29 protein-coding genes and 1 tRNA gene are annotated in these 24,021 nt (G+C 57.4%); 9 read left to right on the plus strand and 21 right to left on the minus strand.

The annotated features are described in order from the left end of the window. Window positions 1–24 precede the first annotated feature (24 nt). Together AB4O36_RS16110 and AB4O36_RS16115 are read left to right on the plus strand one after the other, a co-directional pair. Window positions 25–237, plus strand: coding sequence for a hypothetical protein (locus AB4O36_RS16110; RefSeq protein ID WP_059404374.1), 213 nt, complete (start codon window positions 25–27; stop codon window positions 235–237). Further along, on the plus strand, window positions 237–1,349 hold the full coding sequence (locus AB4O36_RS16115) for a phage integrase Arm DNA-binding domain-containing protein (protein ID WP_460142150.1): 1,113 nt from the start codon (window positions 237–239) through the stop codon (window positions 1,347–1,349). The genes AB4O36_RS16110 and AB4O36_RS16115 overlap by 1 nt, the downstream gene beginning before the upstream one ends. Window positions 1,350–1,438: 89 nt before the next feature. On the opposite strand, the gene AB4O36_RS16120 is transcribed toward AB4O36_RS16115, so the two are convergent. From AB4O36_RS16120 to thrS, 9 genes are all read right to left on the minus strand, one after another. Further along, window positions 1,439–1,515, minus strand: a tRNA-Pro gene (locus AB4O36_RS16120). Window positions 1,516–1,604: 89 nt separating this feature from the next. Further along, complete coding sequence (locus AB4O36_RS16125; protein WP_003179985.1) at window positions 1,605–1,961, minus strand: MerR family transcriptional regulator; 357 nt, start codon at window positions 1,959–1,961, stop codon at window positions 1,605–1,607. Continuing rightward, window positions 1,942–2,244 carry an integration host factor subunit alpha gene (ihfA, locus tag AB4O36_RS16130; RefSeq protein WP_002553164.1) on the minus strand — a complete coding sequence of 101 codons (303 nt, stop codon included), beginning with the start codon at window positions 2,242–2,244 and terminating at the stop codon, window positions 1,942–1,944. Before ihfA ends, AB4O36_RS16125 begins: the two co-directional genes overlap by 20 nt. A gap of 3 nt (window positions 2,245–2,247) precedes the next feature. Further along, a complete protein-coding gene (gene pheT / locus AB4O36_RS16135) occupies window positions 2,248–4,629 on the minus strand; it encodes a phenylalanine--tRNA ligase subunit beta (protein ID WP_460139713.1) in 2,382 nt (793 codons plus the stop codon). Window positions 4,630–4,655: 26 nt separating this feature from the next. Further along, window positions 4,656–5,672 carry a phenylalanine--tRNA ligase subunit alpha gene (gene pheS / locus AB4O36_RS16140; protein ID WP_460116654.1) on the minus strand — a complete coding sequence of 339 codons (1,017 nt, stop codon included), beginning with the start codon at window positions 5,670–5,672 and terminating at the stop codon, window positions 4,656–4,658. A 109-nt stretch (window positions 5,673–5,781) separates the two neighbouring features. Continuing rightward, a complete protein-coding gene (gene rplT / locus AB4O36_RS16145) occupies window positions 5,782–6,138 on the minus strand; it encodes a 50S ribosomal protein L20 (protein WP_007905879.1) in 357 nt (118 codons plus the stop codon). A 28-nt stretch (window positions 6,139–6,166) separates the two neighbouring features. Beyond that, window positions 6,167–6,361, minus strand: a complete 195-nt coding sequence (gene rpmI / locus AB4O36_RS16150; protein ID WP_002553160.1) for a 50S ribosomal protein L35 — start codon at window positions 6,359–6,361, stop codon at window positions 6,167–6,169. A gap of 60 nt (window positions 6,362–6,421) precedes the next feature. Next, on the minus strand, window positions 6,422–6,973 hold the full coding sequence (gene infC, locus AB4O36_RS16155; RefSeq protein ID WP_172668659.1) for a translation initiation factor IF-3: 552 nt from the start codon (window positions 6,971–6,973) through the stop codon (window positions 6,422–6,424). Next, window positions 6,973–8,895 (minus strand): threonine--tRNA ligase, encoded by a 1,923-nt coding sequence (thrS, locus tag AB4O36_RS16160; RefSeq protein ID WP_460139714.1) that lies wholly within the window; start codon window positions 8,893–8,895, stop codon window positions 6,973–6,975. Before thrS ends, infC begins: the two co-directional genes overlap by 1 nt. Window positions 8,896–9,267: 372 nt before the next feature. Here thrS and AB4O36_RS16165 point away from each other — a divergent pair, with 372 nt between their 5' ends. Both AB4O36_RS16165 and AB4O36_RS16170 read left to right on the plus strand, forming a co-directional pair. Beyond that, window positions 9,268–9,570: a hypothetical protein gene (locus AB4O36_RS16165; protein ID WP_460116658.1), complete on the plus strand. Its 303-nt coding sequence runs from the start codon at window positions 9,268–9,270 to the stop codon at window positions 9,568–9,570. Window positions 9,571–9,862: 292 nt separating this feature from the next. Then, complete coding sequence (locus AB4O36_RS16170; RefSeq protein ID WP_003179963.1) at window positions 9,863–10,075, plus strand: cold-shock protein; 213 nt, start codon at window positions 9,863–9,865, stop codon at window positions 10,073–10,075. A gap of 73 nt (window positions 10,076–10,148) precedes the next feature. On the opposite strand, the gene AB4O36_RS16175 is transcribed toward AB4O36_RS16170, so the two are convergent. Both AB4O36_RS16175 and AB4O36_RS16180 read right to left on the minus strand, forming a co-directional pair. Continuing rightward, entirely contained in the window at window positions 10,149–10,469 is a 321-nt protein-coding gene (locus tag AB4O36_RS16175; RefSeq protein WP_460139715.1) for an I78 family peptidase inhibitor, read from the minus strand. Between the two features lie 164 nt (window positions 10,470–10,633). After that, complete coding sequence (locus AB4O36_RS16180) at window positions 10,634–10,933, minus strand: hypothetical protein (RefSeq protein ID WP_460139716.1); 300 nt, start codon at window positions 10,931–10,933, stop codon at window positions 10,634–10,636. 130 nt (window positions 10,934–11,063) lie between these two features. On the opposite strand from AB4O36_RS16180, the gene AB4O36_RS16185 reads away from it, so the two are divergent. Further along, a complete protein-coding gene (locus AB4O36_RS16185) occupies window positions 11,064–11,276 on the plus strand; it encodes a hypothetical protein (protein WP_460116663.1) in 213 nt (70 codons plus the stop codon). Between the two features lie 30 nt (window positions 11,277–11,306). On the opposite strand, the gene AB4O36_RS16190 is transcribed toward AB4O36_RS16185, so the two are convergent. The 8 genes from AB4O36_RS16190 to AB4O36_RS16225 all read right to left on the minus strand — a co-directional run bounded on the left by AB4O36_RS16190 (window position 11,307) and on the right by AB4O36_RS16225 (window position 19,027). Continuing rightward, the gene (locus tag AB4O36_RS16190; protein WP_460139717.1) at window positions 11,307–12,329 is read right to left on the minus strand and encodes a nucleoside hydrolase; all 1,023 of its coding nucleotides are present in this window, start codon (window positions 12,327–12,329) and stop codon (window positions 11,307–11,309) included. A 36-nt stretch (window positions 12,330–12,365) separates the two neighbouring features. After that, window positions 12,366–12,770: a D-ribose pyranase gene (gene rbsD / locus AB4O36_RS16195; protein WP_460116666.1), complete on the minus strand. Its 405-nt coding sequence runs from the start codon at window positions 12,768–12,770 to the stop codon at window positions 12,366–12,368. Next, window positions 12,767–13,678, minus strand: coding sequence for a ribokinase (rbsK, locus tag AB4O36_RS16200; RefSeq protein ID WP_460139718.1), 912 nt, complete (start codon window positions 13,676–13,678; stop codon window positions 12,767–12,769). Before rbsK ends, rbsD begins: the two co-directional genes overlap by 4 nt. Window positions 13,679–13,696: 18 nt before the next feature. Further along, entirely contained in the window at window positions 13,697–14,716 is a 1,020-nt protein-coding gene (locus tag AB4O36_RS16205) for a LacI family DNA-binding transcriptional regulator (protein WP_460139719.1), read from the minus strand. 3 nt (window positions 14,717–14,719) lie between these two features. Beyond that, window positions 14,720–15,697, minus strand: a complete 978-nt coding sequence (locus AB4O36_RS16210; protein WP_460116671.1) for an ABC transporter permease — start codon at window positions 15,695–15,697, stop codon at window positions 14,720–14,722. Then, window positions 15,694–17,247 (minus strand): sugar ABC transporter ATP-binding protein, encoded by a 1,554-nt coding sequence (locus AB4O36_RS16215; protein WP_460116673.1) that lies wholly within the window; start codon window positions 17,245–17,247, stop codon window positions 15,694–15,696. Before AB4O36_RS16215 ends, AB4O36_RS16210 begins: the two co-directional genes overlap by 4 nt. Before the next feature lie 55 nt (window positions 17,248–17,302). Further along, window positions 17,303–18,259, minus strand: coding sequence for a substrate-binding domain-containing protein (locus AB4O36_RS16220; protein ID WP_460116674.1), 957 nt, complete (start codon window positions 18,257–18,259; stop codon window positions 17,303–17,305). 309 nt (window positions 18,260–18,568) lie between these two features. Further along, window positions 18,569–19,027: a hypothetical protein gene (locus AB4O36_RS16225; RefSeq protein ID WP_460139720.1), complete on the minus strand. Its 459-nt coding sequence runs from the start codon at window positions 19,025–19,027 to the stop codon at window positions 18,569–18,571. A gap of 161 nt (window positions 19,028–19,188) precedes the next feature. Here AB4O36_RS16225 and AB4O36_RS16230 point away from each other — a divergent pair, with 161 nt between their 5' ends. Together AB4O36_RS16230 and AB4O36_RS16235 are read left to right on the plus strand one after the other, a co-directional pair. After that, window positions 19,189–19,479, plus strand: coding sequence for a DUF1654 domain-containing protein (locus tag AB4O36_RS16230; RefSeq protein ID WP_460116677.1), 291 nt, complete (start codon window positions 19,189–19,191; stop codon window positions 19,477–19,479). Between the two features lie 4 nt (window positions 19,480–19,483). Then, on the plus strand, window positions 19,484–20,173 hold the full coding sequence (locus tag AB4O36_RS16235; protein ID WP_460139721.1) for an endonuclease: 690 nt from the start codon (window positions 19,484–19,486) through the stop codon (window positions 20,171–20,173). Between the two features lie 95 nt (window positions 20,174–20,268). Here AB4O36_RS16235 and AB4O36_RS16240 read toward each other — a convergent pair whose 3' ends face one another. Next, window positions 20,269–20,634, minus strand: coding sequence for an SPOR domain-containing protein (locus AB4O36_RS16240; RefSeq protein WP_460116680.1), 366 nt, complete (start codon window positions 20,632–20,634; stop codon window positions 20,269–20,271). A gap of 250 nt (window positions 20,635–20,884) precedes the next feature. Between AB4O36_RS16240 and csrA the strand changes: the two genes are divergently transcribed. Further along, complete coding sequence (gene csrA / locus AB4O36_RS16245) at window positions 20,885–21,076, plus strand: carbon storage regulator CsrA (RefSeq protein ID WP_008028241.1); 192 nt, start codon at window positions 20,885–20,887, stop codon at window positions 21,074–21,076. A gap of 115 nt (window positions 21,077–21,191) precedes the next feature. Here the strand turns inward: csrA and AB4O36_RS16250 are convergent, their stop codons facing one another. Continuing rightward, on the minus strand, window positions 21,192–21,644 hold the full coding sequence (locus tag AB4O36_RS16250; RefSeq protein WP_460139722.1) for a DUF2214 family protein: 453 nt from the start codon (window positions 21,642–21,644) through the stop codon (window positions 21,192–21,194). Window positions 21,645–22,878: 1,234 nt separating this feature from the next. Here AB4O36_RS16250 and AB4O36_RS16255 point away from each other — a divergent pair. Next, complete coding sequence (locus AB4O36_RS16255) at window positions 22,879–23,835, plus strand: tyrosine-type recombinase/integrase (RefSeq protein ID WP_460139723.1); 957 nt, start codon at window positions 22,879–22,881, stop codon at window positions 23,833–23,835. Window positions 23,836–24,021 lie beyond the last annotated feature (186 nt).

Below are 24,021 nucleotides of genomic sequence, written 5' to 3' on the forward strand. Positions count from 1 at the left end.
GCCACACGCGGCATGGAGCACCCAATGAAACGAGAACTGATCAAGATCAGTGAGTTCCAGCGCCGGCGCTGGGGCGAGAACGGCACCCCGCAGTGCCCGCAAGCTATCCGCAACCACATCCGAAACGGCGCGGTGCCCGGGGAGCAGATAGGGAAACTCTGGTACGTTGACTGGACCGCATTCACCCGCTCGGACGGTAACGACCTGGTGGCGATGGTATTGAAAGGAGCTGCATGATGGTCCCTCGGCCGCGGAACAAGGCGAATAAGAACCTCCCGCAGAACCTCTACTTCGATGCGCGGCGCTCGACATACCGCTACCGGCGGCCAATAGATGGGAAGTGGTTTCAGTTCGGCGCCGATCGCATCAAGGCAATCGACGCCGCGAAGCAGTTAAACCTGGAATTCATGCGCGGCGCTGACCTTGTCGGCGCAGTGATGAACCAACCCACCGATTCGTTTGCCGGTTTCCTCGACACCTACGAACGCGACGTTCTACCGCCGCGCGAATTGGCCAAGGGCACCCTCGGCTTATACGCGGTGCACTTCAGGCGCTTCCGGAAGCAGTTCGAAGGCAAGGCCGTTGACCAGATCACGATTCGCATGGTCGCCGAAATGCTGGACGCACTCACGCCTCGCACGGCGAACCAGTGCCGCGCGCTGCTGACAGACATATTCAACCACGCCGCGGCGAAAGGGCTCTGCCCGGACAACCCGGCGGCCAGCACCATCAACCGCATCGAGAAAAAACAGCGCAAGCGCCATACCGTCGAGGGACTGAAAGCCATCCGGGAGAAATCTCCGGCATGGCTGCAGAACGCCATCGACTTGGCCCTGATCACCGCGCAACGCCGAACCGACATCCTCGATATGCGCTTTGATGGAGTTCGGGAGGGATTCCTGTACGTCGTGCAGAAGAAGACGGCCAAGGCCAGTGACGCGGCATGGATTCGCTTCCGCGTTACGACGGAGTTGCAGGCGGTGATCAGCCGGTGCCGCGACGATGTGGTCTCGCCATACCTGGTGCACCGCAAGCCCGATCGCCTGAAACAGAAACAGGCACAAACCAAGGACCACTGGACGAAGGTTGAAGAGAGGTATTTGACTCGAGCGTTCAAGGACGCCCGGGAGGCGGCGGAATGCTACAAGGGATGGAAGGAGGAAGAGATGCCGGGCTTCCACGAGGTGCGAGCGCTGTCGCTGCATCTCTACAAAAAAGCCGGTAAGGATGGGCAGAAAATTGCTGGCCATGCGAGCGAGGGCATGACCAGAAACTACCAGCGGGACCATGAGGAAATCGTCTGGTCCGAGGCGATTCCGGACCTGAATATCAGCGAAATCACTGGGTAGTTTTGCGCCAGTTTTGCGCGGGTTTTGCGCAGACACAAAAAAGCCGATCCAGATGATCGGCTTAACTGTCTGATTTTACTCAGGAAATATGGTCGGGACGGAGTGATTCGAACACTCGACCCCTAGCACCCCATGCTAGTGCGCTACCGGACTGCGCTACGCCCCGACTAGGCGTGAAACTTGTTCCTCACTTCGAAGAACGCTCAAGAATGTATCGCAAGCGTTTGAAAAATGGAAGTATTCAAACGAATGATTTTATTTCTTGAGGACAACCAGCACATCTTCCAACTCGGCAATCATCTGCCGGATCATCTGTTTGTACTGGGTGGTGTCATCTTTGGCTTCATCGCCGGACAGGCGCAGGCGTGCGCCGCCGATGGTGAAACCCTGATCGTAAAGAAGTGCGCGGATCTGCCGGATCATCAGCACGTCCTGGCGCTGATAATACCGGCGGTTTCCGCGTCGTTTGACGGGGTTGAGTTGAGGAAACTCCTGCTCCCAGTAGCGCAGCACATGTGGTTTTACCGCACACAGCTCGCTGACTTCACCAATGGTGAAGTAGCGTTTGCCCGGGATGACGGGTAGTTCGTCGTTATGACTTGGTTCCAGCATAAGCCTCAACTCGGGCCTTCAACTTCTGCCCTGGACGAAAGGTGACCACACGGCGAGCCGTGATCGGGATTTCTTCACCCGTTTTCGGATTGCGGCCAGGCCGCTGGCGTTTGTCCCGAAGGTCGAAATTGCCGAAACCGGACAATTTGACTTGTTCGTTGTCTTCGAGCGCGTGCCTGATTTCTTCGAAAAACAGTTCGACCAATTCCTTGGCTTCCCGTTTGTTCAGGCCCAGCTCTTCATACAGACGTTCCGCCATCTCAGCTTTCGTCAAAGCCCCCATACGTCACTTCCTTAACGTGGCGTTCAACCTTTGTTCGAGCGAGGTGAGGATATTTTGCGTTGCGGTATTCACCTCATCGTCATTAAGAGTGCGCGATGGATGCTGCCAGGTCAAGCCAACTGCGAGGCTTTTTCTATCAGGATCAATGCCTTTACCCTGATACACGTCAAATAGCCTGAGGTCTGTCAGCCATTCGCCTGCATTTTCACGGATTACGTCCAGTACAGCCGCAGCAGCGACGTCCTGGTGCGCGATCAATGCCAGGTCACGACGCACTTCAGGAAAGCGCGATAACTCGCGGAATTCAGGCATTTTGCCGGTTGCCACTTCCGCCAGAACCAGCTCGAACACGAAGACCGGACGATCAAGGCCCAGGGTTTTCGACAATTCAGGGTGAATTGCGCCAACGAAGCCGACCAGGCGACCCTCGCGCTCAATGCGCGCAGTCTGCCCTGGATGCAACGCAGGGTGCTTGCCCGGCACGAACGTGAACGAATCCAGCGCACCGGCAAAACCCAACACCGCTTCCACATCGGCTTTGACGTCGAAGAAATCCACGACATCGCGACCTTGTGCCCAGCCTTCCGGCAAGCGGCTGCCGCAAACGACGCCCGCCAGCATCGGCTCCTGCTTCAAGCCGTCGAGCTGACCGACGAAGCGCAGGCCGCTCTCGAACAGACGCACACGGTCCTGCTGACGGTTCAGGTTGTGCTGAAGCGCCTTGACCAAGCCTGGCCACAGGGACGAACGCATCGCGGCCATGTCGTTGGAAATCGGGTTGGCGAGCAACAGCGGCTCCACGCCCGGACTGAACAACTCGAATTGTTTCGGATCGATGAAGCTGTAAGTGATTGCTTCCTGATAACCACGAGCCACCAGCAGGCGACGCAGCTCAGGCAGGTCGCTACGCGCTTCGGCCTTGGCTTGAGGAGCCAGGCGAGCCTGCGGGTAACGAACCGGCAGGCGGTTGTAGCCGTACAGGCGCGCCAGCTCTTCGATCAGGTCAACTTCAAGGCTGATGTCGAAGCGATGGCTTGGCACGTCTACACGCCACTGCCCTGCCCCTTCGGCAGTAATGGTCAGGTCCAGGCCAGTGAGCAGGCTCTCGACCTCGGCCGAATCCATTTCCATGCCCAGCATCTGGGTGATGCGAGGCGCACGCAGGGTGATCGGTGCGATCGACGGCAGGTGCTGTTCACTGACTGTTTCAATGATCGGACCCGCTTCGCCACCCGTGATCTCCAGCAGCAGGCCGGTGGCGCGCTCCATGGCTTCACGGGCCAGTTTCCAGTCCACGCCACGCTCATAGCGGTGCGAGGCGTCGGTGTGCAGGCCATAGGAACGGGCCTTGCCGGCCACGGCGATCTGATCGAAGAACGCACTTTCCAGGAAAATGTCGCGGGTGGTCGCGGTGTTGACGCCACTGTGCTCGCCACCCATGACGCCGGCAATGGCCAAGGCGCGGGTGTGGTCGGCAATCACCAGCGTATCGCTACGCAGGCTGACTTCCTGGCCGTCGAGCAATACCAGCTTCTCGCCTTCTTCGGCCATACGTACGCGGATGCCGCCATTGATTTCGGCGAGATCAAATGCGTGCAGCGGTTGACCCAATTCGAGCATCACGTAGTTGGTGATGTCGACGGCAGCGTCGATGCTGCGTACGTCGGCACGACGCAGACGCTCGACCATCCACAGCGGCGTAGGCTTGGACAGGTCGACATTGCGAATGACACGACCCAGGTAACGCGGGCAAGCGGCTGGCGCGAGCACTTCAACCGAACGCACTTCGTCGTGCACGGCAGGAACGCTGGCCACCACGGGGCGATTGACCTTGGCCGCATACAGCGCACCGACTTCACGGGCCAGACCGGCCAGGGACAGGCAGTCACCACGGTTAGGAGTCAGGTCGACCTCGATGCTGGCATCGTTCAGGTTCAGGTACTCACGGATGTCCTGGCCCACCGGTGCATCGACCGGCAGTTCCATCAGGCCATCGTTACCTTCACCGACTTGCAGCTCCGCCTGGGAGCACAGCATGCCGTTGGACTCGACGCCACGCAGCTTGGCTTTCTTGATCTTGAAGTCGCCCGGCAGCTCGGCACCGATCATGGCGAACGGGATTTTCAGGCCCGGACGCACGTTCGGCGCACCGCAAACGACCTGGAAAGTTTCCGAGCCATTGCTGACCTGGCAAACACGCAACTTGTCAGCGTCAGGGTGCTGTTCGGTGCTCAGCACCTCGCCTACCACCACGCCACTGAATTCGCCGGCCGCCGGGGTCACGCTATCGACCTCGAGACCGGCCATCGACAGACGAGCAACCAGCTCGTCGCGACTTACCTGCGGGCTAACCCAGCCACGCAGCCATTGTTCACTGAATTTCATCCTGCTCTCCTAAGAATTCATTACGACTAGCGAAATTGCGCGAGGAACCGCAAGTCGTTGTCGAAGAACAGACGCAAGTCGTTCACGCCGTAACGCAGCATGGCCAGACGCTCCACGCCCATGCCGAAGGCAAAGCCGGAGAACTCTTCCGGGTCGATGCCGGACATGCGCAGCACGTTCGGATGGACCATGCCGCAACCCATGACTTCCAGCCAGCCCGTCTGCTTGCAGACGCGGCAGCCTTTGCCGCTGCACATCACGCATTCCATATCCACTTCAGCCGATGGCTCGGTGAACGGGAAATACGAAGGGCGGAAACGCACGGCCAGCTCTTTCTCGAAGAACACACGCAGGAATTCTTCAATGGTGCCTTTGAGGTCGGCGAAGTTGATGTCGCGATCAACCAGCAGGCCTTCGACCTGGTGGAACATCGGCGAGTGGGTGATATCGGAGTCGCTGCGATACACGCGGCCTGGGCAGACGATGCGGATCGGCGGCTGTTTCGATTCCATGGTGCGGACCTGTACCGGCGAGGTGTGGGTGCGCAGCAACATGTTGGCATTGAAATAGAAGGTATCATGCATCGACCGGGCCGGGTGATGGCCTGGGATGTTGAGCGCTTCGAAGTTGTGGTAATCGTCTTCGACCTCAGGGCCTTCGGCGATGCCGTAGCCGATGCGGGTGAAGAATTGTTCGACACGTTCCAGAGTGCGGGTCACCGGATGCAAGCCACCCGAGGTCTGGCCACGGCCAGGCAGGGTCACGTCAATGGACTCGGCAGACAGTTTGGCGGCCAGCTCGGCCTCTTCAAACAGTGCCTTGCGAGCATTGAGAACCTCTGTAACACGCTCCTTGGCAACGTTGATCAGGGCGCCGACCTGTGGGCGCTCCTCTGGCGGCAGATTCCCCAGGGTCTTCATCACCTGAGTCAATTCACCTTTTTTGCCAAGGTAGTGAACCCGGATTTGCTCCAGGGCATTGATGTCTTCAGCGCTTTGCACAGCCTCTAGAGCTTGCGAGACGAGCGCATCCAGGTTTTCCATGTACAGACTCCAGATACAAAATAGGGGAAGAGCTTGAAGGCTCTTCCCCTATTTATGACGTTTAACACCTGGCCCCACTGAGGTGAGGCCGGGTGACTGTCGGGGGTACTTAAGCCAAGGTGGCTTTAGCTTTCTCGACAATCGCAGCAAACGCCGCTTTTTCGTTCACTGCCAGATCAGCCAGAACCTTACGGTCGATCTCGATGGACGCTTTTTTCAGGCCGGCGATGAAACGGCTGTAGGACAGACCGTTGATACGAGCACCAGCGTTGATACGAGCGATCCACAGAGCGCGGAACTGACGTTTTTTCTGACGACGGTCACGGTAGGCGTATTGGCCTGCCTTGATTACCGCTTGCTTGGCAACACGGAATACGCGGGAGCGAGCGCCGTAGTAGCCTTTAGCAAGTTTCAGAATTTTTTTGTGACGTTTACGGGCAATGACGCCACGCTTTACACGAGCCATGAGTTACTTCCTCTATTCTTGACTAAAATTAACGAAGGCGCAGCATGCGCTCGACTTTTGCCACGTCGGACGGATGCAGCAAGCTGCTACCGCGCAGTTGACGCTTACGCTTGGTCGACATTTTAGTCAGGATGTGGCTCTTGAAAGCGTGCTTGTGCTTGATACCGTTAGCAGTTTTCAGAAACCGCTTAGCAGCACCACTTTTGGTTTTCATCTTTGGCATGTTCGGATACTCCGCATTCAGTTGATAAACATAATCAGAAGGCCTGCCGTGCCCTGTTGATTACTTCTTCTTTTTCGGGGCGATGACCATGATCAGCTGGCGTCCTTCCATCTTAGGATGCTGTTCGACCGAACCGTATTCGAGCAAGTCACCTTCAACTCGCTTGAGCAGTTCCATCCCCAGCTCCTGGTGGGCCATCTCACGGCCGCGGAATCGCAAGGATACCTTGGCCCTGTCCCCGTCACTCAGGAAACGTACCAGGTTGCGCAGTTTTACCTGGTAATCCCCTTCCTCCGTCCCTGGACGAAACTTGATTTCTTTAACCTGAATCTGCTTCTGGTTTTTCTTGGCCGCGGCAACCTGCTTCTTCTTTTCGAAGATCGATTTGCCGTAGTCCATCAGTTTGCAAACAGGGGGTACTGCATCGGCGGAAATTTCCACCAAATCCAGCTTGGCCTCTTCAGCCTTAAGAAGCGCGTCTTCAATTGACACAATCCCAAGCTGTTCACCTTCAGCCCCAATTAACCGAACCTCGCGTGCCGAGATATTCTCGTTGATCGGGGCTTTCGGTGCAGCTCGTTTATCTTGTCTCATTTCACGCTTAATAATAATTACTCCGAATCTGGGCGACCACGCCGGGAAACCGCTTGCGCGAGGAACTCGGCGAACTGGGCGACGGGCATCGAGCCCAGGTCAGCACCTTCACGAGTACGCACAGCGACAGTCTGCGTCTCAACTTCCTTATCCCCGATAACCAGAAGATAGGGAACCTTGAGCAACGTATGCTCGCGGATTTTAAAGCCGATCTTTTCATTTCTCAAGTCAGACTTGGCACGAAACCCGCTTTCGTTGAGAGTTTTTTCCACTTGGCTGACAAAATCTGCCTGTTTATCAGTGATATTCATCACTACAGCCTGGGTCGGAGCGAGCCACGCAGGGAATGCTCCCTCGTAGTGCTCGATCAATATTCCGACGAAGCGTTCGAACGATCCGAGGATCGCCCGGTGCAGCATAACTGGATGCTTGCGACTGTTGTCTTCGGAGACAAATTCAGCGCCCAGACGCACAGGCAGGTTAAAATCGAGCTGCAGGGTACCACACTGCCACACACGGCCAAGGCAATCTTTCAGCGAGAATTCGATCTTCGGACCGTAGAAAGCGCCCTCTCCCGGCTGCAGATCGTACGGCAGGCCCGCACTGTCCAGCGCTGCGGCCAATGCAGCTTCGGCGCGATCCCACAGCTCGTCGGATCCGACGCGCTTTTCCGGACGAGTGGACAGCTTCATCTCGATGTCTTTAAAGCCGAAGTCGGCATAGACATCCATGGTCAGCTTGATGAATGCAGCGGATTCGGCCTGCATCTGCTCTTCGGTGCAGAAGATGTGGGCGTCGTCCTGAGTGAATGCACGCACACGCATGATGCCGTGCAGCGCACCCGATGGCTCGTTACGGTGGCAGGCACCGAATTCGGCCAGTCGCATCGGCAGCTCGCGGTAGCTCTTCAGGCCCTGATTGAACACTTGCACGTGGCAAGGGCAGTTCATTGGCTTGATGGCGTAGTCGCGGCTTTCCGACTCAGTGGTGAACATGTTGTCGGCGTAGTTGGCCCAGTGCCCGGATTTCTCCCACAGGCTGCGATCAACCACCTGAGGTGTCTTGATCTCCAGGTAACCGTTATCGCGCTGAACCTTGCGCATGTACTGCTCGAGCACCTGATACAGGGTCCAACCGTTCGGATGCCAGAACACCATGCCAGGCGCTTCTTCCTGGGTGTGGAACAGGCCCAGGCGCTTGCCGATCTTGCGGTGATCGCGCTTTTCAGCTTCTTCGATGCGCTGGATATAAGCCGCCAGTTGCTTCTTGTCCGCCCACGCCGTGCCATAAACGCGCTGCAATTGCTCGTTCTTGGCATCGCCGCGCCAGTAGGCGCCGGACAGCTTGGTCAGTTTGAAGGACTTCAGGAAGCGGGTGTTCGGTACGTGCGGACCGCGACACATGTCGACGTATTCTTCGTGATAGTACAGGCCCATGGCCTGCTCGTTCGGCATGTCCTCGACCAGGCGCAGCTTGTAGTCTTCGCCGCGGGCCTTGAACACTTCGATCACTTCCGCGCGCGGAGTGACTTTCTTGATCACGTCGTAATCTTTCTCGATCAGCTGCTGCATGCGCTGTTCGATGGCAGCCATGTCGTCCGGCGTAAATGGACGCTCGAAGGCGATGTCGTAATAGAAGCCTTCATCAATGACCGGCCCGATGACCATCTTGGCAGTCGGGTACAGCTGCTTGACCGCATGGCCAACCAGGTGCGCGCAAGAGTGGCGAATGATCTCCAGCCCCTCTTCATCCTTTGGCGTAATGATTTGCAGCGTGGAATCACTGTCGATGGTATCGCTGGCATCGACCAGCTTGCCGTTGACCTTGCCGGCCAGGGTGGCCTTGGCCAGGCCTGCACCGATGGATGCGGCAACCTCGGCTACGGAAACCGGGTGATCGAATGAACGTTGACTGCCGTCGGGAAGAGTAATAGTTGGCATGGCGCCTCCTCTCCTAGTGGTGACCCCTACCAAAGGTCACGTGGGTTGGGATGAGCCAGTACAAGATCCAGTCCCGGCCATTCAATGACGAACGCCTGCCTTACAGCGGCAGGAGCCTTGCGGCCAACCGGAAAAACCGAACCAGAGTGACTGGGATTCAAATCAGGGTTATTCGGACATCTGCCGCCAACGGGACGGGAGGTCCTGCGCAGCCTGCAAACACCCGAGCCGGGCATGTTAGCACAGATGAACGGTTGTCGCGGGCCTGGGTTTTACGTCGGGGCAAATCAGCCATTTTGTGCCAGAGTGCTGAACTTGAACCCTGTTAACCCCTCAGATAAAAAGACATCGACCCAAAAGGAGCATCTCAGCATGCGTCTGAATCGTTTATTCGCAGTCGTCGCCCCCATCGTCCTCCTGTTGCCGCTGACGGCCCATGCGGACTGGCCGAAGGGCGAACGCGAGAAGTACATGGCCCAGTGCACCGAAGCGGCCACCCCGCAGATCGGCGCGGCGGCCGCCAAGGCGCACTGCGCTTGTGGCGCGGATGCCATCAAGTCCTACCCGGCCAGCGACCTTCAGGCGCTGATGGACAATAAGGCCAGTGATGCTCTGAAACAGAAAGCGCTGACCCAGATTTCGGCGTGCAAGGCTGATAACAAGGCCAAAAAATAAAGCGAAAAACCGGCTGCGAAGGCCGCAACTGTCGTTGAAAAGGCCGCAAATAGCGTTTTTTTCAACAATTTATGTAGGTTTTACAGCTTTTTTTATCGTCTTTACTTTCGCCTGAAAGCCTTTTAAATCGGGGCTTCCAGGCTTATCAGGCAACAAAGAAAGTGTGACTGCGCGGCAAACAGCACCTGCGGGGGGCTCCCAAAGCGAACATTTCGACTATGATACCCGGGTGTGCCCAGTTGGCCTGAGCAACACAGTACTACTGAAAATATATGTTTCTTGGAGATACACCATGTCTAATCGCCAAACCGGCACCGTTAAATGGTTCAACGATGAAAAAGGCTTCGGCTTCATCACTCCTCAAGGTGGCGGTGACGACCTGTTCGTACACTTCAAAGCTATCGAAAGCGACGGTTTCAAAAGCCTGAAAGAAGGCCAAACCGTTTCCTTCGTGGCTGAGAAAGGCCAAAAGGGTATGCAAGCTGCACAAGTTCGCCCAGAGTAATTTCCAGGCGCACTAAAAAAACCCCGTCCATGTGACGGGGTTTTTTATGGGTGATGAAAAAGCGGGTGCGGTGTCAGCCGCAATTGACGCGATTGACGACCAGGCTGTTATCGGTGCTCAGGTTCAGGCGATCGGAGCGGTACTCCAGGGTCACCATATCGTTGGGCTTGAGGATTCGGGCGTTTTGCGCGCCTGCGCGAACGCGTGCCTGCTCCAGCAGCTCAGGCGAAGCCTTCTTGCCAATTGCGAACTCGGCCGCCGTTGCTTCGCAGCGACTATGACCGGTGTCGGTCGCCGCAACAGGGTCCGTGGCCGAGTCGGTGGATGTATTGCTGCAACCAGCCAGCAGGCTAGCGGCCAGCAAAGTACCCAATGACGCGAGCTTCCAAGGCATGAAGCCTCCTTTATTCAATTGATTGAGCTGAGATCGTGCGACCGCCAATCCGGCGTTTGGTTTCACCAGGTGCCAGCACCTTGCTTTCGATCCGGTCGATCGACAAGTTTGCCTGAGCCAATCCCGTCGTTCACTTCTCAATCGTGACCGGATATGAATGGCGCTTAATAGATATCGATGTAATCGAAGGGTGGCTTCGGCCAGTTGTCTTTCAATGCGTTGAAAATCTGCGTGACCCAGACCTCATCACTGGCTGCAACCCGGCCCACGTATCCGGAGCCCTTGGCCCAGGTCTCGAGGCGAAACAGCAGGCCATCGATGTCGGTGCCGCCCACGACACCCGAAGAAATGTAGGCAATGCCGCCCTTGGTTACCCGCAACTGCGTATGCTCATCATCGCTGGCACTGGCCAGCAATTGGCGCACGGCCTCCAGGGTCAGGCCGTCATTCAAATCGATCTGCACAACACGGTCCTTGAAAAATCATCAATGAGGCAGTGTGGCACAGCCCTGCCCTCATGCCTAAATCGGAGTGCCAAACAAGCGGCAAAATGATTAACTTCATGCAGACTTCACCCCATTCACGAGCGCCATCATGACCACCGTAAACATAGACGCCGACATCAAGGCCAAATGGCCGCTGGGCCACAGTTCGTATAGCCCGGGCAGCCCGGAGGAACTGGCGATCATCAGTGTCGACTTGCTGGTCAAGGAACTGGGAACCGAGGCCGCGCAATCCTTCATCGCACAAGTATTCGAGAAATACCCGGCGGGCTACCAGGGCGCCGAAATCAACGAAAGGGAGTAAACCCGCAGGCCGTCGCCTGCGGGTTTTGGCTTACTTCAGGCGAGCCAGACGCTCGGTCAGCAGGTCAAAAAAGCCCTGGGCATCACCGTTCTCAACCCAGAAAGCATTCTTTGGCGCCTTCAGGCCGTCGTACCAGTCAACAATGGTCTGGCCGAAGGTCGGGCCTTCGCGGCTGTCGATCACCACATTGACCGAACGACCGCTGAACAACTCAGGCTTGAGCAGATAGGCGATGACGGTAGCGTCATGCACCGGCCCACCCGTCAGACCGTAGTGCTCCATATCGGCCTTGATGTATTCATTGAGAATATCGCTCACCAGCCTGCTGGCATTGTTGTTCAGTGCGGCGATCTGCTTAAGGCGCGCTTCACTGGTCAAAATCTTGTGCGTCACGTCCAGCGGCAGATAGGTCAGTTTGGCGCCGCTCTTGAGCACGACCTCTGCAGCCTGCGGATCAGCGAACAGATTGAACTCAGCCACCGGCGTAATGTTGCCACCATTGAAGTGCGCGCCGCCCATGATCACCACCTCCCTGATGCCCTGAACGATCTCCGGCGCCTGGATCAGTGCCAGGGCCAGATTGGTCTGAGGCCCCAGCATGGCGATGGTGATGCTATGGGGCTTGGCCGTTTTCAGGGTATCGATCAGGTAATCAACGGCATTGCCCTGCGCCAGCCCCTTCTCAGGCTCATGCACGGTGACGCCCGACATGCCTTCCTTGCCGTGAATGTTGTCCGCATAAATCGGAGTGCGCATCAGTGGTTTTGGCGCGCCAGCATACACCGGCACTTCCTCGCGCCCTGCCCATTCACGAGCCAGCCGCGCATTACGCGAGGTCTTGTCCAGGCGCACATTGCCAGCGACGGTGGTCAACGCACGGATGCTCAACTCTTGCGGTGATGCCAGGGCAAACAGCAAGGCCACGACGTCGTCGGCACCGGGATCGGTGTCGATGATCAGGTCGATATTTTGTGCCCCGTGGGCGCTCGTTGCGGATATCAGGGACAAAAGCAGCAGGCTCCGAAGCAGCAGTTTCTGGACATTGCGGTACATGGTGCACTCCTTGTGCAGGGGGAAAGATCAAGCAACTTAAAAGGTGACCCCGGCCGCCAGAACAATGTTGCAGTACGGCTGGCATTCGCCGGTGCGCACAATCGCCCTCGCCTGTCGGCTCAAGACCTTGAACTGCTCATGGCTGAGCAACTCGCGCTGGCCCAGCGCACCTTCGGCATGCAGTCTGTCCAGCGCAACCAGAGCGGATGGTTGCTTATCCAGGATCTCCCGGGCAAGTACATGGCGCTCGACCTGCATTTCGCTGAGCACGACGCTCAAGGTGCTGACGAAATCAGGAATACCCTGGGTCAGGGCCAGGTCGATCAACTCGACACCCGGCGGCACTGGCAGTCCGGCATCGCCGATCACGACCAGGTCGCCATGCCCCAGGGATGCAATCAGCCGCGACAAGGCGACGTTGAGTAGCGGTGTTTTTTTCATGCTGTGGCCTGCACTTCAGACAGATCGGGAATCGAGGGTTGCGCCCCCGCGCGGGTGACCGACAGTGCAGCGGCAGCCTGACCGAAGTGGATGGCCTCGCGTTCACTTTTGCCGCCGGCCAGTGCAGCGGCAAAACCACCGACGAAGGTGTCGCCTGCGGCCGTGGTGTCCACCGCTTTCACCTTCGGCGCGACAAAGTGCTCGAGGCGTTGGCCGTCGGCAAACAGTGAGCCTTGCGCGCCGAGCGTGATGATGACCTTGCCCGCCCCCATGGCGATCAGCCGCGTTGCCGCCGTTTCGGCGGTTGCCAGTGAGTCCACCGGCAACCCTGTCAAGGTCGATGCTTCGCTCTCGTTGGGAATCAGGTAATCAATGGCCGCATACCAGTTCGCCGGCAGCGCCCGACTGGCCGGTGCCGGATTGAGAATCACCGATTTGCCCAGCTCCCGGCCGCGCTTGAGCGCGTACCCGACGGTGGCATCCGGCACTTCCAGCTGACAGATGATCACGTCCGCCGCTTGCAGCACCGCGTCGAACTGATCGATCAACGCCGGCGTCAGCGCACCATTGGCGCCAGCCACGATGACGATAGCGTTCTGGCTGTTGTCATCGACCACAATCAGCGCCACACCGCTGGAGCCGTCAACGGTGCTGACGGCCTGACAATCGATGCCGTCGGCTAACAATGCCCCGCGCAGCACCTCTCCATAGGCATCGCTCCCCACGCAACCGACCATCGATACCTGCGCACCCAACCGTGCCGCAGCCACTGCCTGGTTGGCACCCTTGCCACCGGAAATCGTGGTAAACGACTCACCGATCAGCGTCTCGCCGCCCCGGGGCAGGCGCGAAGCACGAGTCACCAGGTCCATGTTCAGGCTGCCTATCACCACTACTTTTGCTGGCATACATCGCTACTCAAAGTTTCAACGCAATTGCGCGAACAGACCGGCCAGGGGCGCAGTCGATTCACGCAAGACAATACTCGGCGTCACGATCCGTTGATCGATAGCCGTTTCCGGTTTGGCGATCCTGCGCAACAGCACACCGGCCGCCATTTCGCCCAATTGCAGAATCGATTGGCCCACGGTGGTCAGCGCCGGATAGACATAGCGGCTCATCTGGATATCGTCGAAGCCGATCACCGACAGTTCGCTCGGCACGCGAATGTTGCGCTCGGCGGCGGCTCGCAGGACACCGAAGCCGATCATGTCGTTACCGGCAAAAATCGCCGTGGGCGGGTTGTTTTCCAGCAGGGTTGCGGCAGCAACGTAACCGCCAGTGCTGGTGAAGTCGCTTTGCAGCACACGCTCGTGAACCACTTCGACGCCCGCCTCCTGCAAGGCACGGCAATAACCTGCCAGACGCATCTGCGCGACGCTGGTGTCCGCCGGACCACCGATCATGGCGATATCCCGATGCCCCAACTCCAAAAGGTGTCGGGTCGCCAGATATGCGCCGTATTCATGGTCGATGCGCACCAGGTCGGCACTCACGCCTTGCAGCCCACGGTCGACGATGACCATCGGCGTACGCACGCCCGCCAGCCCTTCGGCGAAACCGGCATCCCCACCGGCGGAGGCCACGATCAGCCCGTCTATGCGTTTTTCCAGCAGTACGCGAAGGTAGCTGCGCTGCTTGTCCGGGTTGTCGTCGGAGTTGCACAGGATCACGCAATAGCCATTGCGCTCGCAGTAATCCTCGATACCGCGCGCCAGCTCGGCGAAGTACGGGTTGAGGCTGTTCGGCACCAACAGGCCGATGGTGGCCGTGGTCTTGGCTTTCAATGAGCGGGCCACCGCACTGGGCACGTAGTCGAGGCTTTTGATCGCCGCCTCGACCTTGACCCGTACTTCTTCACTGACCGGACGCGTCTTGTTTACCACGTGGGAAACGGTGGTGTAGGAAATCCCTGCAAGGGCTGCCACATCTTTGATGGTTGCCATGGCTCAGGTCCGCCGACTTGCGCGTTGACTGCGGTAGGTGTCCAGCACCACCGCCACGACGATCACCGCACCGGTAATGATGCGCTTGGTCGGCTCGGTCGCGCCAATCTGCGCCAGGCCAGCCGCCAGTACGGAAATGATCAACACCCCGAAAAACGTGCTGATCACCGAGCCGCGCCCGCCCATCAGGCTGGTGCCACCGATCACCACCGCTGCGATCACTTGCAGCTCCAGGCCGGAACCGGCATTCGGGTCCGCTGCCTCCAGCCGCGAAATCTGGAACAACGCAGCGATCCCGGCCAGCAACCCCATCAGGCTGAAGACGAGGATCTTGTAGGGCTTGGGATTGATCCCGGCCAGACGCACCGCTTCCTCATTGGTTCCGATACCGATCAGGTAACGCCCGAACACGGTGCGGGTCAATACGGCTTGCGCCACGAAGATGATCAACAAGGCAATAATGAATGACGGTGAAATGCCGAACGCGATCGGATTGGACAGCCACGCAAAGGCGTCGCCGATATAGGCGGTGCGCGAACCGGTCATCTGATACGCCACGCCTCGCGCCATTTCCAGGACACCCAGGGAAACGATGAACGACGGAATACGCCAGGCCACAGTGATCGAACCCGTGATGGTCCCGGCCAATGCCGCGGCCGCCATGCCCAGCAGTGCCGCCGGCAGCACGCTCCAGCCCCAGCCAAGAATGGCCACGCTGACAGTCGATGCCGCCAGCGCCAACACCGACCCGACAGAGAGATCAATGCCGCCGATGATCAACACAAACGTCATGCCGACCGCCAGCACCATCAAGTCCGGAATCTGGTTGGCCAGGGTGCTGAAGGTGTCATACGACAGGAAATGGCTGCTGAGGATCGAGAACAGCACAATCATCGCCAGCAAGGCACCGGCCAGACCCAGATAAGTGCCCAGACCGTAGAAGTTGCCGCTACGTTTACCGCCAGGCGTTGCAGTTTTCATGGGAGATCCCTAGGCGCTGCTTCGTTGAGCAACGCATCACGTTTTTGGTAACCGGCAAAAGCGGCAGCAAGCAAGTCATCCTGGGTCCAGCTGTCGCGCTCGAATGTCTCGATCAGACGCCCCGCCGACAGCACGCCAATGCGGTCGCAGATCAACATCAGTTCGCGCAGGTCGCTGGACACCACCACCAGCGCCTTGCCCTGACGGGTCAGCTCACCGAGCAGTGCATAAATGTCGAATTTGGCGCCTACGTCGATGCCACGTGTAGGCTCGTCGAACAGCAACACCGAACAGTCGCGCTCCAGCCAGCGACCGATCACGACTTTCTGCTGGTTGCCGCCGGACAGCTCCGATACCGTTTGCGTCGGGCTGGAACTGCGGATGCGCATGGCGTCGACCTGGCGCTGGGCCAGGGACAACTCATCGGCGTTGTTGACGACCCCCGCCCTGGAAATTTCCGCCATGTTGCCCAGGGCAATGTTGGCGCTGATCGATTGCGTCAACAGCAAGCCTTCACCCTTGCGGTCTTCGGTAATCAAGGCGATACCGTGCGCAACGGCATCCGCTGGCGAGCGAATAGTCGCGACCCGCGCCGGCGAACCCAGCGCAACCGTGCCGCTGTCCGGGACATCGGCACCAAAAATCAGGCGCAGTAACTCGGTGCGCCCTGCCCCGATCAGCCCGGATATGCCGAAGATCTCGCCGGCACGCACTTCGAAGGACACGTCGCGCACCTTGTCGGCACGACTCAGGCCCGTGACCGTCAACGCTGGCGCGCCAATCTTGCGCGGCCCCATGTCGATGTGTTCGCCCAGTTCACGCCCAACCATCAGGGTGACCAGTTGTTCGCTGGTGTAGTTGGCCATCGGCTCGACACACACCAGATTGCCGTCGCGCAGCACCGCAATGCGCTGCGCCACCCGCGCCAGCTCTTCAAGGCGATGGGAAATGTAAATGATCGACACGCCACGCGCTTGCAAGCGGGTGATCTGCTCGAAGAGCATTTCCACTTCGCGAGCGGTGAGCATCGCGGTCGGCTCGTCGAGGATCAGCACCCGGCAATCACCAATCAGATTGCGGGCAATCTCGACCATTTGCTGATGACCGATGCCCAACTCGCCAACCAGGGTGTCCGGATCGATTGCGTCCAGCCCGACCTGAGCCATGGCTTCGATCGCTGCCTTGCGCAGTTGCTTGCGACTGATCCAACCTGCATTGCTCGGCAGATTGTCGAGGAACAGGTTTTCCGCCACGGACAGGGTCGGCAGCAGATTGAGCTCCTGCATGACCATGCGGATGCCCAACTCTTCCGCTTGGGTACGGCTGCCAGGACGATAATCCTGACCCTGAAATTGCATCTGGCCAGTGGTCGGCGTGACCAGCCCGCCGATGATCTTCGACAGCGTGCTTTTGCCGGCGCCGTTCTCGCCGGTCAGCGCCAAGACCTCGCCACGCATCAACGTCAGGTCGATGCCGGTGAGGACAGGTTGCGCATACGTCTTGCCGATACCGCTGACCGAGAGGACAGCGTTCGGTGCGGAAACTGACATAAGAATCTCCATGCGCTCGCCCGGACGGGCGAGCACCGTTGTGCCGCGAGAAGGACTACTTGGTTACCAGCTCGACCGGCGTTTCGATGACGCCGTTGGCGCCGCTGTCGACCTTTTCACCCTTGATGATCTTCAGCGCCGTTTCGATGCCGAACACCGCCTGCTTGGCGGCGTATTGGTCCGCCGTGGCGAGGACGCGACCGTCCTTGAGCATCGGCTTGATCGCATTGATGTTGTCGTACCCGACCACTTGCACCTTGCCGGCCTTGCCCGCCGCCCGCACCGCGGACACCGCGCCGACGGCCATGCTGTCGTTGCCAGCCAGCAGCGCCTTGATGTTCGGGTATTCGCTGAGCATGGAGGCGGCAACCTGGTTGCCTTTGTTGATTTCCCAATCACCGGATTGCAGGGACACGACCTTGATTTGCGCCGCCTCCATTGCATCCTTGAAGCCTGCGGTGCGGGCTTGGGCGTTGGTGGTAGTGGACACGCCTTCGATGATGCCGACTTCGTCACCGGCCTTCAGTTGTTTGGCCAGGTATTCGCCCACCAGACGTGCACCCTTGCGATTGTCCGGGCCTACGAACGGAACGCTGATATTTTTGCTTTTGACCACAGCAGGGTCGAGCTGGTTATCGATGTTGACCACTGTGATGCCGGCATCCACGGCCTTCTTGATCACTGGCACCATGGCTTTGGAGTCAGCCGGGGCGATCACCAGTGCATTGACCTTGGAAACAATCATCTGCTCGACGATACGGATCTGGTTGGCGGTGTCCGTTTCGTCCTTGATGCCGTTGGAAATCAGTTCGAAATCGCCGGAGTGTTCTTTCTGGTAGGCTTTGGCGCCATCTTCCATGGTCAGGAAGAATTCATTGGCCAAGGATTTCATGACCAGCGCGACTTTGGGCTTTTCAGGGGATTCGGCGAAAGCCGAGGAGACAGGCAGCGCGGCGGATGCGGCAGCCAGCATAGCGACAGCAAGAAGACGTCCAGCGAATGGCAGCTTCATGGGTTCACTCCGATCTTATGATTATTCTGAGCAACGCTTGCGCTGGTGTAAGCTTCACCGCCAGCGCCAGGGAATAAGCGATCGACGGAGCCCCGCAAACGTTTGCGAAGACCGAACTATGCGAACCTTGTAGTCATTTGTCAACGACCCTGAGAGTTGCGTTCGTAGCGACAACCTATGAAACCCACGCCGTGGTGGTGCTGGAACCTTTGCTCATTCCCTTGAACAGCAGCCGGCATCTTACATGCGAACCTTGTAGTCATTTGTCAACGACCCTGAGAGCTACACTCGCTCTGAACACCACGCAACCTAAGCCGTGGTGCTGACGATGTTGCCCGTACTGGAACCCTTTGCCATTTCCTTGACCAGGCTGGCCGTCACTTGCAGCAGTGCGCTGCTGGTGTCGGCGATTTGTCCCTGAATCGACATCACGACTGCCTGCTTCGCTTCCGGCGTGGGGTAAGGAGCGGCCTGCGCTGCTGCCAATTGTTGCTGTTGCTCTCGCAGTTGCTGTTGCAGCTCGCGCATGCGCTTGAGCAACGTCTTCACCGCGACACTCTGGTCACTCCCGCTGTCGCTATCGGCTTTTTTATTCTCGGTAAGTGGGCCGCCACCGGTTCGCACTTGAGTGACATCCCCCTCCTCGTCCTTACCCAGGGCCAAGGCGGAGGTCCCTGAAGTCGATTCGCTCAGGGCGTCGATCGTGGCTGTGGATTTACCGCCGATGGTGATTGCGCTCGGATGGGGAAAGCCAATCGAAAGGGACATGGGAACTCCTGGAAAAAAATCCTTTGAAGGGCATCGACCTGAGTACGGAATTCTTTAGCGACGCTCACAGCCACACTGGCGGATAAAAAATTCCTTCTTCCTACACCAAACGGAAAAAAACGCTGTCAGAGGATTTTCTTGAATTTTAAGCAGTTGCGAAAATGCTTACGGTTAAATACTGTATGCACGTACAGCTTAATAAGGACAATTCCGTGGACACCACCTCCGCTTCTCCTGACGCCTATCAACGCATGGGCATTCGCGTTCAGAAAATCATCAATTCCCCCACCGCCCAGAAAGCCAGGGCCGCACTGATCTTCCGTTTGCCGGACGAGCCCGTGGATGACTGGGAGCAGTTACTCGAGGAAATCGACGAGAACGATAACGTCACCCTCGCCTATCGCGACGATGGCGGTGTGCAGATTTTCTGGGTTGTGCCGAAGGAAGACTGAGTCAATGAGTGTCCGCTGGTTTGTTTTGCTATTGATATTTTTCACCGTGGGCGCCCAGGCCGACGCCCCGCGCACCTTCAACGAAGCCAAGAAAGTCGCCTGGAAGCTGTATGCCCCGCAGTCCACCGAGTTCTATTGCGGGTGCAAGTACACCGGCAACAAGGTGAACCTCTCAGTCTGCGGTTACATACCGCGTAAAAACGCCAAACGCGCCTCGCGCATCGAGTGGGAGCACATCGTCCCGGCCTGGCAGATTGGCCATCAGCGCCAATGCTGGCAGGAAGGCGGACGCAAGAATTGCACGCGACACGACCCGACGTATCAAAGGGCCGAAGCCGACTTGCACAACTTGGTGCCGAGTATTGGCGAGGTGAACGGAGACCGCAGCAATTTCAGCTTCGGCTGGCTGCCGGAGCAATCGGGCCAGTATGGTTCGTGCCTGACTCAGATTGATTTCAAGGCGAAGAAGGTTATGCCACGCCCATCCATTCGCGGCATGATTGCTCGAACTTATTTCTACATGAGCAAGCAATACGGTTTACGCCTGTCCAAACAGGATCGGCAACTGTATGACGCCTGGAACAAAACCTACCCGGTGCAAGCCTGGGAGCGGCAGCGCAACCAGAGCGTGGCGTGCGTGATGGGGCGCGGCAATGAGTTCGTCGGACCGGTCGACATGAAAGCTTGCGGTTAAACACGATTGAAACAACAAAGGCCCCGGACTGGAAATCCGGGGCCTTTGTTGTTTCAACCCAATCGAAGGATCGCCTGGCTACAGCGAAGACGCCTTTATTGAGCCGCCGGCCGCTCGATGACCAGCAATTCAATATTCTGTTTCTTGGCACGAGTCAGCGCCGCGCGCACCTCGTCCTGCTTGGCCTCAGCCTCGGCTTTCGAGCTGTAAGGCCCCATCAGGATGCGGGTCTTGCCGTTTTCCTTGACCACATTGGCGATGAAGCTGTGCTCAATCAACCAGCCACTCAAATCGCTGACGGCCTGGGTTATTTCACCCCGCACCTCAAGATCCCATTGAGGTGCAGAAGCGACTGCCGGCGTCGAGACCGCCGAAGGTTGCGGCTTTGCCGCTTCAACGCGCTTGCCCTCACCACATCCCGCCAACGCCAGTACTGCGATTACCAAGGCCAATTTGCGCACAACGCTTCCCTCTGAAGACTCAAAGCGGGGATTTTATCATCCATGAATACTTGTTGAGCCCCACAAAATGGACTGAAAACAACGAGAATGATGGATGCGGCCTCTGTATAGTTACGCCTTGGGAATTAATGCAGCATCTGCGCGTCAGAAAGAGGCACCCAAACCGTGAGACTTCGCACTAATCTATACATACCACCGACCTCTGCACTGTCCGAATCAGGTGCCCAACAAAGCAATCAAGGAGAAGACCATGCTGATACTCACCCGCAAAGTCGGTGAAAGCATAAACATTGGCGATGACATTACGATCACCATCCTGGGCGTAAGCGGCCAGCAAGTCCGAATCGGTATCAATGCCCCGAAAGACGTTGCGGTGCACCGCGAAGAAATTTACCAGCGCATTCAAGCCGGTTTGACCGCCCCGGACAAACCGCAGTCCTGAATCCTGCTGCAGTCAGTAGCCAGCCCGTTCTCGACGACGATGGCTGGCTAAAGATTCGCAGGCTTCCACGCCCTATTCCTCGCGTCAGGCTGCTCGCTGCTTTTGTGGGTAACCGTTAACCAAACGTAACGCCACGCGCCATACCCGTTGCAGCGACGACCATCAGCAACATCATCAAACCTTCAACATGACTGATCCGCGCAAACAACTTCGCGCGTGCGGTATCGATTGTCGCGCCGCGGGCCAGCGCTATTCGCCACTTGATCAAAGTCATCATCGGTGCGAGCTCCAGCAACAGAATCAACACGAACAGCGTCATCTTGAGGTGAAACAACGGCTGCTGCAGGTAATAATCCGTGCCTTTCTCAAATCCGCCGAAAGCACGCATCCCACCGGTCACCAACAGAACCAGGGCGCAAATCCCCCAGATATTGTCCGCGATCAAAACACTGCGAGCCCCGCCAGCGCCTGCGGCCAAACGCCGAAAGTGTGTACCACGCGTCAGCACCGCCCAGAATCCCACGCCAAACGCCAAGAGATGAAGCGCTGCAAGAAGCCAGTGAGCCATCGATAAACTCCTGCCAGTGTGCCCAAGATAAGACTTGTCAGTAGTAGCTCATCAACCGGCATCCTGCATTCAACGAATTGGCCAGGCCTGCTGCCAAATCTGCATGCCTTGTCCCTCGTCGCAAATTGTAATTTCTCTCAAAACTGGGTTAATGAGGGGACGTTAAGAGATCCATTTTTGGGACTAGCGACTGCAAGCAAGCCATCGCAGGGGCGATGTTCAACACCCGACGATGTCTCGGAGACCTTCGAACGCACTGGAGATTGCGGAATAAAAAAAGTGCGCCGGAACAAGACGAGCCACACCATCGCTTGGAGTGAACGCGCGGAGCATGGTGGGTTGACAATTATTGACTAGTGCCCGCAACTGAAGCGAGCAGCCCTTCCGGCACCCCAGTAAGCGGTCGAGTGAGAATAAACCGGCCGAGGACGGCTTTACTCAGGCCTCCATCCTGGTAGCAGCGATCAAACCCAGTGCAGACGCATCGCTCGTATTTCCTCCTGACGTTCCCACTCGACATAAAGCCTACTACCGGATGCGATTTTTCCTACACTCCGCAGGAAAAAATAGTAGCTGTTTGCCATTAAATGATAACATTGAGGCATGTTGATGGGGGCGAAATGATTGGTAGAGCAGTAGGCGGCGTATGTGCCGCTGTCGTTTTATTTCTGGTATATGGCGCTATCGTGGAAGGAAACTCGAAAGCCCGTACACGCGACGCGATTGAACTGTGCCATCGCAAAGAACGCCAATTCACAGGCTCAGCTGAAGAAAAAAGCGTGCTCAGTCGGGAATGTCGAAAAATAGAGCATGAGCTCAAGATTCAACTAGGCTATCCGCCCGTCCAAGCCGACAGCTAAAAAGAAGCCCGCCACTGAGCGGGCTTTTTTGTGTAAGTCAAGCGACGACAGTCGCAAATCCAATCCTCCCCCAGCAGCAATCACAAGCACTGCTCATGAGCAAATGACGAGAGATGCACTTTTGAAGATGAGGAAACAAAACCAAGAGGTGTGATCCGACTGAGGGGGGCAGTTTTTTGCAAATCGCAAAAGCAAAAAGGGGTCACCGTTTCCGGTGACCCCTCTAGACCGCCCAGCAGAGCGGATTTTGTTTGGTAGGCGCGATTGGACTCGAACCAACGACCCCCACCATGTCAATGTCTGCTTGCGCAAGCTGCAAGCCCTGCTGCTCTTGGATTTCACAGAACGCCCATTCACATTATGAGGCGTCAAAAATGGCCAATATTCGCTTACTTCCGTCTGGCAACTGGAACGCTCAGGTACGGGTAAAGGGTAAATCTGCCCAGTCGAAAACTTTCGCCACCAAAGCCGAAGCTCAGTCATGGGCCAATCAGCTTGAAGCCGTGACGATGGATCGCAAGCACCACACCATCTATACGTTGGGCATGACCTACTGCGAAACCATGCTCAAGGGGAAAGGTAGCTACGACCACGCACTGAAAATCGTTGAGCATTTGGGCAGACACTTCACGCAACCCATTCACGAAATCACCCCGCAGATGATCAACGACTTCAAGATCATGCGATTGAAGAGGGTCAAGCCGTCCACGTGCAGAACGCAACTCGCATTCATGTCCCGCTTCTACAGGTTCGCCAAACGCGGCCTACTGATCAACATTCACAACCCTATCAGCGATATCGCACTCCCAAAGCCTGATCGCTCTTCCGATAAGGTTGTTCGTGCAAGCGAGCTTGAGCGATTACTGGCGAAACTGTCTCCCACCATGCAACTCATTGTGGAACTGGCATACGAGACGGCAATGCGGCGATCCGAAATCCTGAAGCTGACCAAAGACTGCCTGCACCTCAATGACCGCATTGCCGATGTGATCGACGGGAAGAACGGCACCCGATCAGTCCCCCTCACCCACCGTGCTGTTGAAATACTCCAACTTGCCCAACTGTTGGCTACTGTGGCACGCCACCCAAACGGCCAAGTGTTCACGGTTACACCGCACGCCGTAACTCAGGCTGTGCGCTTGGCACGCGTGAAGGCAGGCTTAGACAGTAGCGTTCGACTTCACCAACTCAGGCACACCAGAATCACGAACGTCGCGAAAAAGGGATTCAACAACGCTCAGATCATGATCGTCTCAGGACACAGGGATACGCGATCAGTTGCTCGCTACTCCCACCTGAATGTCAGGGACGTGTTGCACCTAATCGACTGATCAAACTAAAGGGGTAGCCACGATGAATTAGGAATTGGCTGCCCCGCCCCATCCAAATGGTTTAGCCACTTCCCATTCAAAACAATGGTCGATGCACTGGGACATCTTTCGCTGCCAAGCACATAACAACAACTAATAGCAACACAATAGTTGACATTGTCTTTAAATACTGTATAATAGCGCGCC

It is taken from the genome of Pseudomonas sp. S2_E01 (genome assembly GCF_054668365.1).

Excerpts from the sequence above, each read along its gene's own strand:
- AB4O36_RS16205 (WP_460139719.1), bottom strand. The coding sequence starts at position 14,716 with ATGGCAACCATCAAAGATGTGGCAGCCCTTGCAGGGATTTCCTACACC.
- AB4O36_RS16185 (WP_460116663.1), top strand. The coding sequence starts at position 11,064 with ATGACCACCGTAAACATAGACGCCGACATCAAGGCCAAATGGCCGCTG.
- AB4O36_RS16170 (WP_003179963.1), top strand. The coding sequence starts at position 9,863 with ATGTCTAATCGCCAAACCGGCACCGTTAAATGGTTCAACGATGAAAAA.
- thrS (WP_460139714.1), bottom strand. The coding sequence starts at position 8,895 with ATGCCAACTATTACTCTTCCCGACGGCAGTCAACGTTCATTCGATCAC.
- AB4O36_RS16115 (WP_460142150.1), top strand. The coding sequence starts at position 237 with ATGGTCCCTCGGCCGCGGAACAAGGCGAATAAGAACCTCCCGCAGAAC.
- csrA (WP_008028241.1), top strand. The coding sequence starts at position 20,885 with ATGCTGATACTCACCCGCAAAGTCGGTGAAAGCATAAACATTGGCGAT.
- AB4O36_RS16125 (WP_003179985.1), bottom strand. The coding sequence starts at position 1,961 with ATGCTGGAACCAAGTCATAACGACGAACTACCCGTCATCCCGGGCAAA.
- pheS (WP_460116654.1), bottom strand. The coding sequence starts at position 5,672 with ATGGAAAACCTGGATGCGCTCGTCTCGCAAGCTCTAGAGGCTGTGCAA.
- rbsD (WP_460116666.1), bottom strand. The coding sequence starts at position 12,770 with ATGAAAAAAACACCGCTACTCAACGTCGCCTTGTCGCGGCTGATTGCA.
- AB4O36_RS16165 (WP_460116658.1), top strand. The coding sequence starts at position 9,268 with ATGCGTCTGAATCGTTTATTCGCAGTCGTCGCCCCCATCGTCCTCCTG.
- rplT (WP_007905879.1), bottom strand. The coding sequence starts at position 6,138 with ATGGCTCGTGTAAAGCGTGGCGTCATTGCCCGTAAACGTCACAAAAAA.
- AB4O36_RS16225 (WP_460139720.1), bottom strand. The coding sequence starts at position 19,027 with ATGTCCCTTTCGATTGGCTTTCCCCATCCGAGCGCAATCACCATCGGC.
- AB4O36_RS16230 (WP_460116677.1), top strand. The coding sequence starts at position 19,189 with ATGCTTACGGTTAAATACTGTATGCACGTACAGCTTAATAAGGACAAT.
- AB4O36_RS16110 (WP_059404374.1), top strand. The coding sequence starts at position 25 with ATGAAACGAGAACTGATCAAGATCAGTGAGTTCCAGCGCCGGCGCTGG.
- AB4O36_RS16255 (WP_460139723.1), top strand. The coding sequence starts at position 22,879 with ATGGCCAATATTCGCTTACTTCCGTCTGGCAACTGGAACGCTCAGGTA.
- pheT (WP_460139713.1), bottom strand. The coding sequence starts at position 4,629 with ATGAAATTCAGTGAACAATGGCTGCGTGGCTGGGTTAGCCCGCAGGTA.
- AB4O36_RS16250 (WP_460139722.1), bottom strand. The coding sequence starts at position 21,644 with ATGGCTCACTGGCTTCTTGCAGCGCTTCATCTCTTGGCGTTTGGCGTG.
- rbsK (WP_460139718.1), bottom strand. The coding sequence starts at position 13,678 with ATGCCAGCAAAAGTAGTGGTGATAGGCAGCCTGAACATGGACCTGGTG.
- AB4O36_RS16215 (WP_460116673.1), bottom strand. The coding sequence starts at position 17,247 with ATGTCAGTTTCCGCACCGAACGCTGTCCTCTCGGTCAGCGGTATCGGC.
- AB4O36_RS16235 (WP_460139721.1), top strand. The coding sequence starts at position 19,484 with ATGAGTGTCCGCTGGTTTGTTTTGCTATTGATATTTTTCACCGTGGGC.
- AB4O36_RS16210 (WP_460116671.1), bottom strand. The coding sequence starts at position 15,697 with ATGAAAACTGCAACGCCTGGCGGTAAACGTAGCGGCAACTTCTACGGT.
- AB4O36_RS16175 (WP_460139715.1), bottom strand. The coding sequence starts at position 10,469 with ATGCCTTGGAAGCTCGCGTCATTGGGTACTTTGCTGGCCGCTAGCCTG.
- ihfA (WP_002553164.1), bottom strand. The coding sequence starts at position 2,244 with ATGGGGGCTTTGACGAAAGCTGAGATGGCGGAACGTCTGTATGAAGAG.
- rpmI (WP_002553160.1), bottom strand. The coding sequence starts at position 6,361 with ATGCCAAAGATGAAAACCAAAAGTGGTGCTGCTAAGCGGTTTCTGAAA.
- AB4O36_RS16220 (WP_460116674.1), bottom strand. The coding sequence starts at position 18,259 with ATGAAGCTGCCATTCGCTGGACGTCTTCTTGCTGTCGCTATGCTGGCT.
- AB4O36_RS16190 (WP_460139717.1), bottom strand. The coding sequence starts at position 12,329 with ATGTACCGCAATGTCCAGAAACTGCTGCTTCGGAGCCTGCTGCTTTTG.